The following is a 13,791-nucleotide window of genomic DNA, read 5'->3' on the forward strand; positions in this document are numbered from 1 at the left end:
GAAGTGTTGAGTTTTATAAATAAACTGTACAGACACAAACAACCTCACGCCCACATACACATAATAAAGACCACTATTTTGGCGGAGGTGAAAGGTTTGAGTCTATTCGCCGCAATTGGATATATGGTTCGAGAAGTGTTTGTCTTTGTTTCTTATGTGAAGAATAATGCGTTCCCGCAGCCGTTATCATCAGATGATGAGAGAAAGTACTTAGAGTTAATGGAGCAAGGTGATGCTCAAGCGAGAAATCTTTTAATTGAACATAATTTACGGCTTGTAGCTCATATCGTTAAAAAATTTGAGAACACAGGAGAAGATGCAGAAGATTTAATTTCAATTGGTACGATCGGGCTCATTAAAGCGATCGAGAGCTATTCTGCTGGAAAGGGAACGAAGCTTGCGACGTATGCAGCACGCTGTATTGAAAATGAAATTTTGATGCATTTACGTGTACTAAAGAAAACGAAAAAAGATGTTTCACTTCATGATCCGATCGGGCAAGATAAAGAGGGCAATGAAATATCGCTTATTGATATATTAAAATCAGAGTCTGAAGATGTAATTGATATGATTCAGCTTAGTATGGAGTTAGAAAAAATTAAAGAGTATATCGATATTTTAGACGAAAGAGAAAAAGAAGTGATTGTGAAACGTTTTGGACTTGGGCTAGATAAGGAGAAAACACAGCGGGAAATCGCTAAGGCGCTTGGTATTTCTAGAAGCTACGTATCACGGATTGAAAAGCGTGCTTTAATGAAAATGTTCCACGAGTTTGTAAGGGCAGAGAAAGAGAAAAAAGCGAAAGAGTAAAGTGTATTAGAAGCAGCCATATTTAAAATGGGCTGCTTTTCTTATTGTAAATAAGAAAAGAAAACGCGTTATGCTAAGAAGAAATACATGTTCACTGTTGAAAATGACGGATTCTATCTGTAATATTAGAAGGTGCTAAATAATTTAAGAATAATACCATATTTAGTTTTCTGTATGTATAATAAGGTTGCTTTATATGATATGTGGGAATAAGAACCAATTTTACATATGATATAGAAAGAAAAGAAGGGAAAACTAAAGTTATAGACTGATTAGGGGGTTTCGCAATTTGCGACGTACATTATATCGACTTATGATAGAACTTACAAATGGTCGCTTTACTTCTTATATATTACGTAAATTTGCACAATCTCGTTTGAGCTCTATCATTATTCCATCGTATGCGAAAGTTTTTCAAATTAATCAAGATGAGATGGAAAAGGGTTTGAAGGAATATAGAACATTGCATGAATTATTTACGCGTAAGCTAAAAGAAGGAAAGCGTAGTATTGATACAGATGCATCGAGTATCGTTAGTCCTGTTGATGGTGTTTTTGCAGATCAAGGTCCTATTGAGGATACAAAAACATTTGATATTAAAGGAAAGCGCTATTCAATTGTGGATATGCTAGGTAATGAAGAACGTGCAACGCGATATGCAGGCGGTACATATATGGTAATTTATTTGAGTCCAAGTCATTATCATCGCATTCATAGTCCGCTTTCTGGTTCTGTGACTGAAAGATTTGTACTCGGTAGAAAATCATATCCGGTAAATGCAGCTGGTATGGAATACGGGAAAGAACCACTGTCAAAAAATTATCGTTCTGTTACAGAAGTAAGCAGTGATGGCGAGCATATGGCTCTTGTAAAAGTAGGTGCCATGTTTGTTAATAGTATTGAGCTTTTGCATGAGAGAGACACTGTTCAAAAAGGTGAAGAAATGGCATACTTTACATTTGGTTCAACAGTTGTGTTATTGTTTGAAAAAGATATGATAGAAGTAGTGCAGGAATTAAAGAGTGGACAAGAGCTTCGTCTTGGTCAAAAAATAGCTACTCGCTTAGCTCATAAATAAAGAAAAGCTTTTATAACCGTAAGTAAGAGTTATGGGCAAAGATACTTAATGATGAAATCCCCTAGATGGGAGTACTTGTTTATTCGAGAGCCATCGTAGGATGGCTCTTTTTACAGGGCATCCAATAAATTATCCTTTAACTGTTTAATTGGTAAGGGCTGATTAAACTTTCACTTTATATGTAATCAAGATGATTTGACAAGCTTGTCCTCTAATGAGCGTCTAATGATTTCTTGTTTTATAAGTAAAATGAAGTCGGGATTTAATTTTAGTTCTTTTGCTTTATAATAAGACTCAGTGAGTAACTCAGTGGATAACTGTTCCATATGTTTTGTTTTCAAGGTGAGTCACCTCCTAATAATATAAGGATTGATTCGTTGATGCATTTAATGTACCAAAAAAATATGACAGTCACAAACGAGTGGTTATCCACATACCTAGGTGGATAAAGTGTGTATAGTTTGTTAGTAAATTCCAAATTAACTGAAAAATTAATGTGGAAAATGTGTACAATTTTATCCACAGGTTATATATCGAAAAATGTTGTCGAAAAATTTTATGAAAAATCCTCAAAGAGGTGAAAGAAATTGAAACTATTTTTACCAAATGAATATGTGAAAAATGTATATCATGTTCAACCAGAAGATTTAAAAAAACGTGGGATTAAAGGCGTTATTACTGACTTAGATAACACTTTAATTGAATGGGATCGTCCCAATGCAACACCGCAACTTGAAAAATGGTTCTTGGAAATGAAAGAGCAAGGCATTCAAGTAACGGTCGTTTCAAATAATAATGAGCAACGTGTAAAAGATTTTGCTGATCCATTAGGTATTCCATTTATTCATAGTGCACGTAAACCATTTGTTCGCGCATTTAAGCGTGCGATACAAGAGATGCGTTTGCAGCCAGATGAAGTTGTAGTAATTGGAGATCAGTTACTGACGGACGTGCTTGGTGGCAACCGAGTAGGCCTTCATACAATTTTAGTTGTACCGGTAGCACAAACGGACGGATTAGTAACGCGCTTTAATCGAAAAATTGAACGAAGAATTATGAAAAATATGAAGAAAAAAGGTTTAATTAACTGGGAGGAATAAAGTTTGACTGAAACAATTAAATGTATTGGTTGCGGTGTAGAAATTCAAACAGAAAATAAAAACGAAGTGGGGTATGCTCCTGCCTCATCTTTAGAGAAAGAACAAGTTATTTGTCAACGTTGTTTTCGCTTGAAGCATTACAATGAAATTCAAGATGTATCGTTAACAGATGATGACTTCCTACGCATTTTAAATGGAATTGGAAAATCAGATGCATTAGTAGTCAAAATTGTAGATATTTTTGATTTTAATGGTAGCTGGTTACCTGGCTTACATCGTTTCGTAGGGAATAATAAAGTATTACTTGTTGGAAATAAAGCTGATTTAATTCCAAAGTCAGTAAAACATGATAAAGTAAAACATTGGATGCGCTATAGTGCAAAGCAGCTAGGATTAAAACCAGAAGATGTCTTTTTAATTAGTGCAGCGAAGGGACAAGGAATCGCTGAACTAGCAGATGCTATTGAGTATTATCGCGGCGGCAAAGATGTTTATGTTGTTGGATGTACGAATGTAGGGAAATCGACATTTATTAATCGTATGATTAAAGAATTTAGTGATGAGACTGAAAATGTAATTACAACATCTCATTTCCCAGGAACAACACTTGATTTAATTGATATTCCATTGGACGAAGAGTCTTCTTTATATGATACGCCAGGTATTATTAACCACCACCAAATGGCTCATTATGTTGGAAAGCAAAGCTTAAAGCTTATTACACCAACAAAAGAAATTAAGCCGATGGTATTCCAATTAAATGAAGAACAAACGTTATTCTTTAGTGGATTGGCACGTTTTGATTATGTAAGTGGTGGTCGTCGTGCATTTACTTGTCACTTCTCGAATCGCTTAACAATCCATCGTACAAAGCTTGAGAAAGCAGATGAATTATATAAAAATCATGCCGGGGATTTACTAAGCCCACCAACGCCAGAAGAATTAGCAAATATGCCTGAGCTAGTGAAATACGAATTTAATATTCGTGAACCTAAAACGGATGTTGTATTCTCTGGATTAGGATGGGTTACTGTGAACGAACCAGGAGCAAAAATTGTTGCACACGTACCAAAAGGAGTAAGTGTTTCACTACGTAAATCTTTAATTTAATATGGAGAGGGATTTATGAAACAATTATATGGTGTAATCGGAAATCCAATTGGACATTCATTATCACCCGTTATGCATAACGATGCATTTGAACACTTGAATATGGATGCCCATTATCATGCGTTCCTTGTTGAAGAGGAATTGCTAGGGGAAGCAGTAAGAGGTTTAAAAGCATTAGGTATTTCAGGATTTAATGTAACAACTCCGCACAAGGTTGCTATTATGGAGTATTTGGATGAGATTGACCCATTGGCAAGGAAAATCGGTGCAGTAAATACAGTGGTTCATAAGGATGGAAGATTAATTGGCTATAACACAGACGGGATTGGTTTTGTTCGAGCGCTGCAGTCAATTAGTAATGAACCACTTCAAGGGAAACGTATTTTGTTACTTGGTTCAGGTGGTGCTAGCCGAGCTATTTATTTTTCTCTTGCTGATGTAGGTGTAAAAGAGATTGATGTAGCCAATCGTACAGTAGATAAGGCAAAGGAACTTATTGCTGCACGTACGGCCGATGTTAATTCTGTTGCTTTGTCGTTAGAAAAAGCGACAGAAGAACAAGGAAATTATGATATTATCATTCAGACGACAACGATAGGTATGCATCCACACGTAGAACATACGCCATTACAAATCTGTTCGTTAAAAAAAGGAATGATTGTATCAGATATAATTTATAATCCATTTGAAACGAAAATTTTATGTGAGGCAAAAGAGCAAGGTGCAATCATTCAAAATGGTATTGATATGTTTGTTTATCAAGGAGCACTTGCATTTGAAATGTGGACAGGACGCACGCCAAATATCGAGAGAATGAAACAATTAGTTATAGAAAAACTTGGAGGCTAACATATATGTTAACAGGAAAACAAAAAAGATTTTTACGTGCACAAGCACATCATTTAACACCAATTTTTCAAGTAGGAAAAGGCGGAGTAAATGAAAATATGATTAAACAAATCGCAGATACTTTAGAAGCTCGTGAGTTATTTAAAGTAAGTGTATTACAAAACTGTGAATTTGATCGCCGTGAGGTTGCGGAAGAACTTGCAAAAGGTGCACGTGCTGAAATCGTTCAAGTAATTGGAAGCACAATCGTTTTATACAAAGAATCAAGAGAAAATAAACAAATTAAGCTTCCTCGATAAAAAGATTAGCATGCGCTATTTTTATCGTTTATGCGTAATGATGTAGAGAGCGAAACCAATTGAACTTTTATTAATAGCAACTCTCTTCATTCCTAATAGAGGAGAGTTGCTGTATGTAAAAGGAAGGGGCGTTTCTTTTGAGAAAAATTGGCATCATTGGCGGTACATTTGATCCGCCTCACTATGGACATTTGCTAATTGCAAATGAAGTATATCACGCTTTGAACTTGGAAGAAGTATGGTTCTTGCCAAACCAGATTCCGCCACATAAACAAGGGCGGAATATTACAAGTGTAGAAAGTCGTTTACATATGTTAGAGCTCGCGACTGAGGCAGAAGAGCACTTTTCTATTTGTTTAGAAGAGCTAAGTAGGAAGGGCCCATCTTATACGTATGACACTATGTTACAATTGACGAAGAAGTATCCGGATGTGCAGTTTCACTTTATTATTGGTGGGGATATGGTTGAGTATTTACCGAAGTGGTATAACATTGAAGCTTTATTTAATCTTGTAACGTTTGTTGGAGTTGCAAGACCTGGGTATACATTGCATACACCATATAAGATTACTACAGTGGAAATTCCGGAATTTGCAGTTTCTTCATCCTTATTACGTGAGAGATATAAGGAGAAGAAAACGTGTAAATATTTACTTCCCGCAAAAGTACAGGTATATATCGAGAGGAATGGGTTGTATGAATCGTGAGAATGCACTGCATATTGTCAAACAACAAATGCATGAAAAACGTTATATACACACAATTGGTGTAATGGAGACAGCGATTGAGCTTGCTAAGTTATACGGTGTGGACGAAAAAAAGGCAGAGATGGCAGCTATATTCCATGATTATGCGAAATGTAGAGCAATTTCAGAGATGGAAGAGATTATTAAACGTGAAGATTTGCCGAAAGATTTACTTTGCTATAACAAAGAGTTATGGCATGCACCTGTTGGGGCATACTTAGTAGAAAAAGAAGTAGGCATTACGGATTCTGAAATTTTGCAAGCTATTACATATCATACAAGTGGTCATGAGAATATGACGATGTTAGATAAAGTGATTTATGTAGCTGATTACATTGAACCTGGGCGAAAGTTTCCAGGAGTGGAAGAGGCTCGTAAACTCGCATATACGGATATAAATCAAGCTTTATTATTTGCGTTAAAGAGAACAATTCAATTTTTAATGGAAAAAGATCAGACGATTTATCCATTAACATTCCAAACATACAATGCAGTTATCAAGGAGGAAATGAGTAAATGAACGATAAAGATTTATTAGTATTAGCGGCAAAAGCAGCTGATGATAAGAGAGCAGAAGATATGGTTGTCCTAAATATGCAAGGTATTTCACCAATTGCAGATTATTTCATTATTTGTCACGGGAATTCAGACAAACAAGTGCAAGCAATTGCACGTGAAATTAAATCAAAAGCACATGAGTTCCAAATCGACGTACAACGTATGGAAGGGTTTGACGAAGCACGTTGGGTATTAGTTGATCTTGGAGATGTAGTTGCTCATGTATTCCATAAAGATGAGCGTAATCACTATAATTTAGAGCGTCTATGGGGCGATGTGCCACGTGAAGATATTACAGAAGAGTTAGGCCAATGAAATACGAACAAATTGCATTGTTGTACGACGAACTAATGAATGATGTCCCTTATGATAAATGGGTGGAATTTACAGAGGAAAGTTTACAGCAGGCAGATATGAAAGAGGCAAAAATTCTTGATGTAGCATGCGGTACAGGTAATGTAACCCTGCCGCTTGTGCAAAAGGGTTACGATTTAATAGGTGTCGATCTTTCAGAAGAAATGTTAACAGTCGCTCAGCAAAAACTAGGAGGAGAGGGATACTTTATTCCTTTTTATCAACAAGACATGCGAGAGCTTGATGTTCCAGGTGAGTTTGATTGTGTAACCATCTTTTGTGATTCATTAAATTATGTATTGCAAGAAGATGGAGTACAAGAAACATTTAGAAGAGTATTTCATCATTTACGTCAAGATGGTTTGTTTTTATTTGATGTACATTCTTTATATAAAATACATCATGTATTTCAAAATGAAACGTATACAGTGAATGGAGAAGAAATATCTCTTATTTGGAATTGCTTCCCTGGTGAAGAATCAAATAGTGTAGAGCATGATTTAACATTCTTTGTTCAAGATCCGGAAGAAGATGTGTACCATCGGTTTGACGAATGTCACGTGCAACGTGCATATCAAGTGGAAGAGTTAACGAAATGGCTTGAAGAAGCAGGTTTTACAGTGCTTCGTGTAACAGGTGATTTTGAGCGACTTGAAGTTACAGAACAAACAGAGCGTATTTTCTTCATGGCGAAGAAAAACGGATAAAACAAAAGCAACCGAGAAGGTTGCTTTTGTTTTATAAAGAAGATGTATTTTTAGTTCTAGCATAATCTGAAGATTGTATGCGTAAAGTGTGGGAATAGTAGTTGAAGTGAAAATGTATTGTAAAAAAGTAAGTATTTATAAAAAGGATTTGGAATGAAAATGACGTATTTATTATGTGTGTTTATTGAATTGCTGATCAACGCATTCTAAATCTTCATCAAATTTTTCATGTGTTCGCTCGATTAACTTATGGAACATATCTCCAACGTGCTCTTCTAAAACCCGAATGCCTTCCCCAGTAACGCCGCCTTTCACGCAAACCTTTTCTTGTAAGGTAGGTAATGTGAAGATTTCTTTTTCAAGTAATTTCCCCATCCCCACGACCATTTCACTTACTAAAGTAGTAGCCTCTTCGTGTGTAATATTTGTTTTATCTACAGCAGCGTTAATGAAGCATTGTAGTAAATAACTAAAGAAAGCAGGACCGCAACTTGCTATATCAGATGAAACGCGCGTTATATCTTCTTCTATTACAAGAGGTGTAGAAATGTTTTTGAATAGACGAAGTAGTTTTTGTTGCCATTCTTCAGAGCAATTATCTCCAAATGTAAATAGTGAGGCGCCAGAGAGCGCGCGATTTGTGATACTTGGAATGATACGCGCGACGTGGCAAGGTACGAGAGTCTCTAATTGTGATGGAGATATTGGACTTGTAATAGAAACTAAGCACGTTTCATCAGAAAAATGTTCAGCGTATTTTTTTAGGATAGGGTATATATCTATCGGCTTGACACAAATAAAAATAAGTTGTGATTGTTCGATTACTTCCGGGATTGTTTTTGCTATATGAACAGAAGGGTATTTTTCTTTTATATGATATGCTTTTGCAGGCGTCCGATTAATGATTGTAAGGCACGAAGGTTTGACAGCACGGGTTTCTAAAAATGCATCGATTAGTATATTCCCCATGTTTCCTGTCCCTATAATTCCTATGTTCAAAGTTTCATCCCTCCTTCGTAACAGCTTTCTCCTAAACAATATGAATGATGTTATAAATTTATGATTAGAGGTGTAAAATGATGTGGGATTTTCCGAAAAAGTGGTTAGGTTTAGTAGCTATTATTGGAACTTTACTTTTTCTTGTTTTTTGGAAAACGAATCAGAGTGTAGAACGAATGCCTATTACAATGAATGTACAAGAGAAGGAGATCGAAAAAAAGGGTAAACCGAAAATATCGGATACAAAGGAACAGAAAAGAACAATTATAATTGATGTGAAAGGAGCGGTTAGTAAAGAAGGGGTATATGAAATGAAGGAAGGAGATCGCGTAAAGGATGCGGTTCAAAAGGCTGGTGGTTTTTTATCAGAAGTAGATATGAAAAAAGTGAATTTAGCACAAATTGTACAAGATCAAATGCTTCTTTATATACCGAGTAAAAATGAATCAGAACAAGGGGTGCTTACTTCTTCTAAGGAAGATGGCAAGATTCGAATAAATACAGCGGCGAAAGAACAACTAGAAAAAATTACAGGGATTGGCTCTCGAAAGGCAGAAAGTATTTTGAAATATCGAGAAGAACATGGTCCGTTTCAGAAAATAGAAGATTTATTAGAGATTGATGGGATTGGTGCGAAGTCTCTTGAAAAGATAAAAGATCAAATTATTATTCCGTAAAAGATTGACGAAGTTTTTCTTCTTTCGCTACACTACAAGTAGACAAAAAAGTAGGTGAAAAATATGGAACGAATTTCATGGGATCAATATTTTATGACGCAAAGCCATCTACTATCTTTGCGTAGTACATGTACAAGGCTTGCGGTAGGAGCGACAATCGTTCGCGATAAACGAATTATTGCTGGTGGATATAATGGTTCAATTAAAGGTGGCGTACATTGTATAGATGATGGTTGTTACGTAATCGATAATCATTGTGTTCGGACAATTCATGCCGAAATGAATGCTTTATTACAATGTGCCAAGTTTGGTGCGAAAACAGAGGAAGCAGAAATTTACGTTACGCATTTCCCTTGTTTACAATGTTGTAAGGCAATTATTCAAAGTGGTATTACAGCGGTTTATTATGCGCAGGATTATAAAAATCATCCATACGCCATAGAGTTATTTGAACAAGCGAATGTAACAGTGAAACACGTTCCGCTAGAATATGATATTGCTGCATTAGAGGATCAAAAACGTTATACAGAGTTGAAAGAATTATTTGTGTCTTTAGAAAAAGATAATTTATCAATGGAAGAATTACAGCATGTATTCACGAAAGCAAAAATGATGCTATAAGGAGTGAGTATAAGTTGCAAGAACAATGGGGGTATGTTGCAATCTCGTTTATAATAGGGATTGCAATTGCCTTTTCCTCGTCACTTTTATTGATAGTTTTTTGCCTCTTTTTAAATGTTTTCTTCTGTTTATATCGCACTTCGCGTAAAACCTTCATTTTTTGTATTGTAGCGTGCTTTAGTAGCGTTATATACACTTCCTATGTTCAAGTATGGAATAAGCCTCTAGGGAAGCCCTATGCAGTTACAAGAGGGGTTATACAAAACACACCGCTTGTTAATGGGGATCGCCTATCTTTTCAATTTGAAGATCAGAATAAAAATATAGTGCAGTTAAGTTATAGAATAAAATCAGCTTTGGAAAAGAAAAAAATGCAACAATTATACGCAGGGATATCATGTGTATTCGAGGGTGAGAGGAAAGAACCGGAAACAGCTCGGAATTTTCATGGTTTTAATTACCGTGATTATTTATACAAGCAACATATTCATTTCACATTTGAGGCTACATATATTTCTGAATGCTATAAAACATCACTGTCGTTCACGCAATGGATTCTTCTTTTAAGGCAACAAGCAATCTCGAAAGTTACAGAAATGTTTCCAGAGCAATCAGGTGCTTTTATGAATGCATTACTCTTTGGTGATAGACAACAAATGACGTTTGAAGTGGAAGAGCAATATCAACAATTTGGTCTTGTACATTTGTTAGCAATTTCAGGTTCACACATTGTATTGTTGATGGTGATAGTATATTTTATTTTGCTAAGAAGCGGTGCAACGAGGGAGGTAGCAACAATTTGCCTTATCATTTGTATTCCTTTGTATATGGTTTTAGCAGGGGCTTCACCCTCTGTTATAAGAGCTTCTATAACAGGGGTTTTGATGTTGATTGCTTTTATGTGCTCGATTCGTTTATCTAGTTTAGATGCTTTAAGTGTAACAGCTATATGTATGCTTATATATGACCCTTATCTTGTTTTTAATATTGGATTTCAGTTTTCTTTTGTAGGTAGCTTCGCTTTACTTTTGTCTGCTCCGTTATTGTTAGGGAGTAGCAACGGAGTAATCCGAAATTCTATTTATATTTCTATCATTTCACAGCTCGTTAGTACTCCGATTTTGTTATATCACTTTGGTTATTTTTCTCCATATAGCATTCTCCTCAATCTCTTATACGTTCCGTTTTTATCTATCATTGTATTACCATGTAGCATTATTATTTTACTGTGTATGCCAATTGTCCCGTTTCTTGCAAAAGGATTTGCGGATGTATTATCAATAGGCTTGAGTATGTCTAATGATTTTCTAAGTTATTGTGAAAGTTTACCATTTACCCAGCTTATCTTCGGGGAAACGCCCTTCAATCTTGTAGCTGTATATTGCGCGAGTATTGTCAGTATATTGATGGTTTGGGAAAGAAGAGCGCCGAAAAAAATGGTTTGTATAGTTGCGAGTGTATTTATTTTTATTAGCACATGTCATTATGTATATCCATATTTTAGAGGAAGCGGAAGTGTAACATTTATTGATGTTGGACAAGGTGATGCAATATTAATTCGCCTTCCGTATGATAAAGGGATTTATCTTATTGATACAGGTGGAACGCTTCGTGTGAATAAGGAAGAATGGCAACAAAAAAAGCATGAATTTTCTGTTGGGAATGATGTTTTAATACCCTTTTTACAAAAAGAAGGTATTAAAACAATTGATAAATTAATCGTAACGCATGGAGATGCAGATCATATAGGTGCTGCGCAAGAATTATTATCATATATACCTGTAAAAGAAGTGGTATTTGGCCGAAAGGGAAAAGATGCAGTATTAGAAAAAGTAGTCAAGAAACAGGCATTAGAAAAGGAAATGAAAATAACTGAAGTGGGGGAAGGGGCGAGTTGGAGTGTAAATGAAGCGGAATTTTTCGTTTTAGCTCCAAAAGGAAAAGAAAAAAGCGAAAATAACGCTTCAATTGTAATATGGGCAAAATTTGGAGGGTTGAAGTGGCTATTTACAGGCGATTTGGAAGAAGAAGGGGAAAAGATTTTAGTAGAGGCATATCCAGATTTACAAGTGGATGTTTTAAAAGTTGCTCATCATGGGAGTAATACGTCATCTATAGAGCCTTTTTTGAACGTCATACAGCCTCGTGTAGCGATTATATCTGTTGGTAAGCAGAATAGGTATGGACACCCGCATAAAGAAGTGATAGAGCGTTTTGAGAAGATGGGGAGTGCGATATGGCGCACGGACAAGCAAGGTGCTATTTCCTATGTTTTTAAAGGGGAAAATGGAACCTTTAAAAGTAAAATCACATATGATAAAACACATAATAGATGAAAAAGAGAAGACTGCCATGAAGTGGCAGTCTTTAAGAACCGATAAATTTAATAACAGTTGCAATGATGAAAAGTGTTGCGAAAAAACCAAATGAGACGATAAATCCTACCCCTGAATCAATAGCGTCATTGCGTTTACTTTGAACGTTTTGTTCAAAATCATTCATTTAGAATCCCTCCCCAACATTCCACTTTAGTATAAAATATTGTCAGAAAAAAATCTACAATTTCCATATGAAGAGAAAACGAGCTTTTTTGCTACTTTTAAATCATGAAGTAATGTGAGTTTTTCGTTTCCAAGCATGTTAACAGTTGGCACTTATACTCAAATTTTTATTGCGAATAATAAAGGGAAGGTGATTACCGCACACCAATAAGAAACCCGGGGCTTATTGCGTGGCGTTTAATATAAATAAAGGGACGGGTTATAAAGCCTGTTCCTTTGTACTTGTAAAACAAAAGCTAGGGCATTAGTATAAATATATATTGCCAAGTTAGGGAGTAGGAAAAAGTATGAGTGATATACATAAAAAAATTAAAAAGAAACAGTTTGCTCCGTTATATTTACTATATGGAACGGAAGCTTTTTTTATAAATGAAACGATAAAGCTTATTACGACAGAAGCACTTGAAGAAGAAGATCGAGAGTTTAATGTTGTGACATACGATTTAGAAGAAGCGTATTTAGAAGATGTGGTTGAGGATGCGCGTACGCTTCCTTTCTTCGGAGAACGGAAAGTACTGTTAATAAAATCACCGCTATTTTTGACTTCGCAAAAAGAAAAGTTAGAGCAAAATATAAAAATTTTAGAAGAATACATTGGTGAACCTTCTCCATTTTCTATTCTTGTTTTTGTTGCGCCTTACGAAAAACTTGATGAGCGAAAAAAAATTACAAAACTATTAAAGAAAACAGCAGATGTAGTAGAAGCAAATGCGATGCAAATACAGGATGTTCAGAAGTGGATTGTTGCTCGTGCAGATGAAGTGCATGTGCATATTGATAACGCGGCTGTTAGTTTGTTGCTAGAGCTTGTGGGAAGTAATGTAACAATGTTGGCGAAGGAAATGGACAAGTTAACGTTATACGTCGGTATGGGCGGAGAGATTACGACGAAACTTGTTGCAGAGCTTGTACCAAAATCCGTTGAGCAAAATGTATTCGCTTTGACAGAAAAAGTGGTGAAAAAAGATATTGCAGGTGCAATGCAAATTTTGGATGGATTATTTACGCAGCAGGAAGAGCCGATTAAATTGCTTGCGTTATTAGTGAGTCAATTCCGCTTGTTGTATCAAGTGAAAGAGCTACAGCAACGTGGTTATGGACAAAATCAAATTGCGTCTCATATTGGTGTACATCCGTATCGCGTGAAGTTGGCAATGAATCAAACGAAGTTTTTCTCTTTTGAAGAATTAAAAAAAGTGATTATAGAATTAGCGGAAGTTGATTATAGTATGAAGACGGGAAAGATGGATAAGAAACTTGTGCTCGAGTTTTTCTTAATGCGATTAAATCATATGTGATGACACAAAAAAGTTCATGTACTA

17 protein-coding genes are annotated in these 13,791 nt (G+C 35.7%); 14 read left to right on the forward strand and 3 right to left on the reverse strand.

Features of this window, described 5'->3' with window-relative positions:
• Positions 1-96: 96 nt before the first annotated feature.
• Together sigK and ACTFRM_RS15875 are read left to right on the forward strand one after the other, a co-directional pair.
• A complete protein-coding gene (sigK, locus tag ACTFRM_RS15870) occupies positions 97-810 on the forward strand; it encodes an RNA polymerase sporulation sigma factor SigK (protein ID WP_000051382.1) in 714 nt (237 codons plus the stop codon).
• A gap of 289 nt (positions 811-1,099) precedes the next feature.
• Positions 1,100-1,888, forward strand: coding sequence for a phosphatidylserine decarboxylase (locus ACTFRM_RS15875; RefSeq protein WP_001255003.1), 789 nt, complete (start codon positions 1,100-1,102; stop codon positions 1,886-1,888).
• A gap of 185 nt (positions 1,889-2,073) precedes the next feature.
• Here the strand turns inward: ACTFRM_RS15875 and ACTFRM_RS15880 are convergent, their stop codons facing one another.
• Positions 2,074-2,229, reverse strand: a complete 156-nt coding sequence (locus tag ACTFRM_RS15880) for a sporulation histidine kinase inhibitor Sda (protein WP_000850094.1) — start codon at positions 2,227-2,229, stop codon at positions 2,074-2,076.
• 246 nt (positions 2,230-2,475) lie between these two features.
• Between ACTFRM_RS15880 and ACTFRM_RS15885 the strand changes: the two genes are divergently transcribed.
• The 8 genes from ACTFRM_RS15885 to ACTFRM_RS15920 all read left to right on the forward strand — a co-directional run bounded on the left by ACTFRM_RS15885 (position 2,476) and on the right by ACTFRM_RS15920 (position 7,611).
• Positions 2,476-2,988 (forward strand): YqeG family HAD IIIA-type phosphatase, encoded by a 513-nt coding sequence (locus ACTFRM_RS15885; RefSeq protein WP_000765314.1) that lies wholly within the window; start codon positions 2,476-2,478, stop codon positions 2,986-2,988.
• 3 nt (positions 2,989-2,991) lie between these two features.
• Complete coding sequence (yqeH, locus tag ACTFRM_RS15890) at positions 2,992-4,098, forward strand: ribosome biogenesis GTPase YqeH (RefSeq protein ID WP_000140799.1); 1,107 nt, start codon at positions 2,992-2,994, stop codon at positions 4,096-4,098.
• A 15-nt stretch (positions 4,099-4,113) separates the two neighbouring features.
• Positions 4,114-4,947 (forward strand): shikimate dehydrogenase, encoded by an 834-nt coding sequence (gene aroE, locus ACTFRM_RS15895; protein ID WP_000812075.1) that lies wholly within the window; start codon positions 4,114-4,116, stop codon positions 4,945-4,947.
• 5 nt (positions 4,948-4,952) lie between these two features.
• On the forward strand, positions 4,953-5,246 hold the full coding sequence (yhbY, locus tag ACTFRM_RS15900) for a ribosome assembly RNA-binding protein YhbY (RefSeq protein ID WP_000955224.1): 294 nt from the start codon (positions 4,953-4,955) through the stop codon (positions 5,244-5,246).
• Between the two features lie 137 nt (positions 5,247-5,383).
• Complete coding sequence (nadD, locus tag ACTFRM_RS15905) at positions 5,384-5,953, forward strand: nicotinate-nucleotide adenylyltransferase (protein ID WP_322372385.1); 570 nt, start codon at positions 5,384-5,386, stop codon at positions 5,951-5,953.
• A complete protein-coding gene (yqeK, locus tag ACTFRM_RS15910) occupies positions 5,943-6,512 on the forward strand; it encodes a bis(5'-nucleosyl)-tetraphosphatase (symmetrical) YqeK (RefSeq protein WP_001078477.1) in 570 nt (189 codons plus the stop codon). Before nadD ends, yqeK begins: the two co-directional genes overlap by 11 nt.
• On the forward strand, positions 6,509-6,865 hold the full coding sequence (gene rsfS / locus ACTFRM_RS15915; RefSeq protein WP_000998173.1) for a ribosome silencing factor: 357 nt from the start codon (positions 6,509-6,511) through the stop codon (positions 6,863-6,865). Before yqeK ends, rsfS begins: the two co-directional genes overlap by 4 nt.
• Positions 6,862-7,611 (forward strand): methyltransferase domain-containing protein, encoded by a 750-nt coding sequence (locus ACTFRM_RS15920; protein ID WP_440043452.1) that lies wholly within the window; start codon positions 6,862-6,864, stop codon positions 7,609-7,611. Before rsfS ends, ACTFRM_RS15920 begins: the two co-directional genes overlap by 4 nt.
• A gap of 171 nt (positions 7,612-7,782) precedes the next feature.
• Here ACTFRM_RS15920 and comER read toward each other — a convergent pair whose 3' ends face one another.
• Positions 7,783-8,610: a late competence protein ComER gene (gene comER, locus ACTFRM_RS15925; protein WP_001020554.1), complete on the reverse strand. Its 828-nt coding sequence runs from the start codon at positions 8,608-8,610 to the stop codon at positions 7,783-7,785.
• Between the two features lie 77 nt (positions 8,611-8,687).
• Here comER and ACTFRM_RS15930 point away from each other — a divergent pair, with 77 nt between their 5' ends.
• From ACTFRM_RS15930 to ACTFRM_RS15940, 3 genes are all read left to right on the forward strand, one after another.
• Complete coding sequence (locus tag ACTFRM_RS15930) at positions 8,688-9,287, forward strand: helix-hairpin-helix domain-containing protein (RefSeq protein WP_000989932.1); 600 nt, start codon at positions 8,688-8,690, stop codon at positions 9,285-9,287.
• A 63-nt stretch (positions 9,288-9,350) separates the two neighbouring features.
• Positions 9,351-9,908 carry a ComE operon protein 2 gene (locus tag ACTFRM_RS15935; protein ID WP_000439770.1) on the forward strand — a complete coding sequence of 186 codons (558 nt, stop codon included), beginning with the start codon at positions 9,351-9,353 and terminating at the stop codon, positions 9,906-9,908.
• A gap of 14 nt (positions 9,909-9,922) precedes the next feature.
• Positions 9,923-12,244 (forward strand): DNA internalization-related competence protein ComEC/Rec2, encoded by a 2,322-nt coding sequence (locus ACTFRM_RS15940; RefSeq protein WP_234574211.1) that lies wholly within the window; start codon positions 9,923-9,925, stop codon positions 12,242-12,244.
• Positions 12,245-12,275: 31 nt separating this feature from the next.
• Here the strand turns inward: ACTFRM_RS15940 and ACTFRM_RS15945 are convergent, their stop codons facing one another.
• Positions 12,276-12,410 carry a YqzM family protein gene (locus tag ACTFRM_RS15945; RefSeq protein WP_000997609.1) on the reverse strand — a complete coding sequence of 45 codons (135 nt, stop codon included), beginning with the start codon at positions 12,408-12,410 and terminating at the stop codon, positions 12,276-12,278.
• A gap of 346 nt (positions 12,411-12,756) precedes the next feature.
• Here ACTFRM_RS15945 and holA point away from each other — a divergent pair, with 346 nt between their 5' ends.
• Positions 12,757-13,767: a DNA polymerase III subunit delta gene (gene holA, locus ACTFRM_RS15950; RefSeq protein ID WP_440043454.1), complete on the forward strand. Its 1,011-nt coding sequence runs from the start codon at positions 12,757-12,759 to the stop codon at positions 13,765-13,767.
• Positions 13,768-13,791 lie beyond the last annotated feature (24 nt).

The sequence above is a fragment of the Bacillus cereus group sp. MYBK227-1 genome (assembly GCF_051916325.1).
GTDB classification, from domain to species: domain Bacteria; phylum Bacillota; class Bacilli; order Bacillales; family Bacillaceae_G; genus Bacillus_A; species Bacillus_A cereus.

Coding starts and splice junctions, on each gene's coding strand:
- aroE (WP_000812075.1), top strand. CDS start 4,114: ATGAAACAATTATATGGTGTAATCGGAAATCCAATTGGACATTCATTA.
- yhbY (WP_000955224.1), top strand. CDS start 4,953: ATGTTAACAGGAAAACAAAAAAGATTTTTACGTGCACAAGCACATCAT.
- yqeK (WP_001078477.1), top strand. CDS start 5,943: ATGAATCGTGAGAATGCACTGCATATTGTCAAACAACAAATGCATGAA.
- rsfS (WP_000998173.1), top strand. CDS start 6,509: ATGAACGATAAAGATTTATTAGTATTAGCGGCAAAAGCAGCTGATGAT.
- ACTFRM_RS15920 (WP_440043452.1), top strand. CDS start 6,862: ATGAAATACGAACAAATTGCATTGTTGTACGACGAACTAATGAATGAT.
- ACTFRM_RS15930 (WP_000989932.1), top strand. CDS start 8,688: ATGATGTGGGATTTTCCGAAAAAGTGGTTAGGTTTAGTAGCTATTATT.
- ACTFRM_RS15935 (WP_000439770.1), top strand. CDS start 9,351: ATGGAACGAATTTCATGGGATCAATATTTTATGACGCAAAGCCATCTA.
- ACTFRM_RS15945 (WP_000997609.1), bottom strand. CDS start 12,410: ATGAATGATTTTGAACAAAACGTTCAAAGTAAACGCAATGACGCTATT.
- holA (WP_440043454.1), top strand. CDS start 12,757: ATGAGTGATATACATAAAAAAATTAAAAAGAAACAGTTTGCTCCGTTA.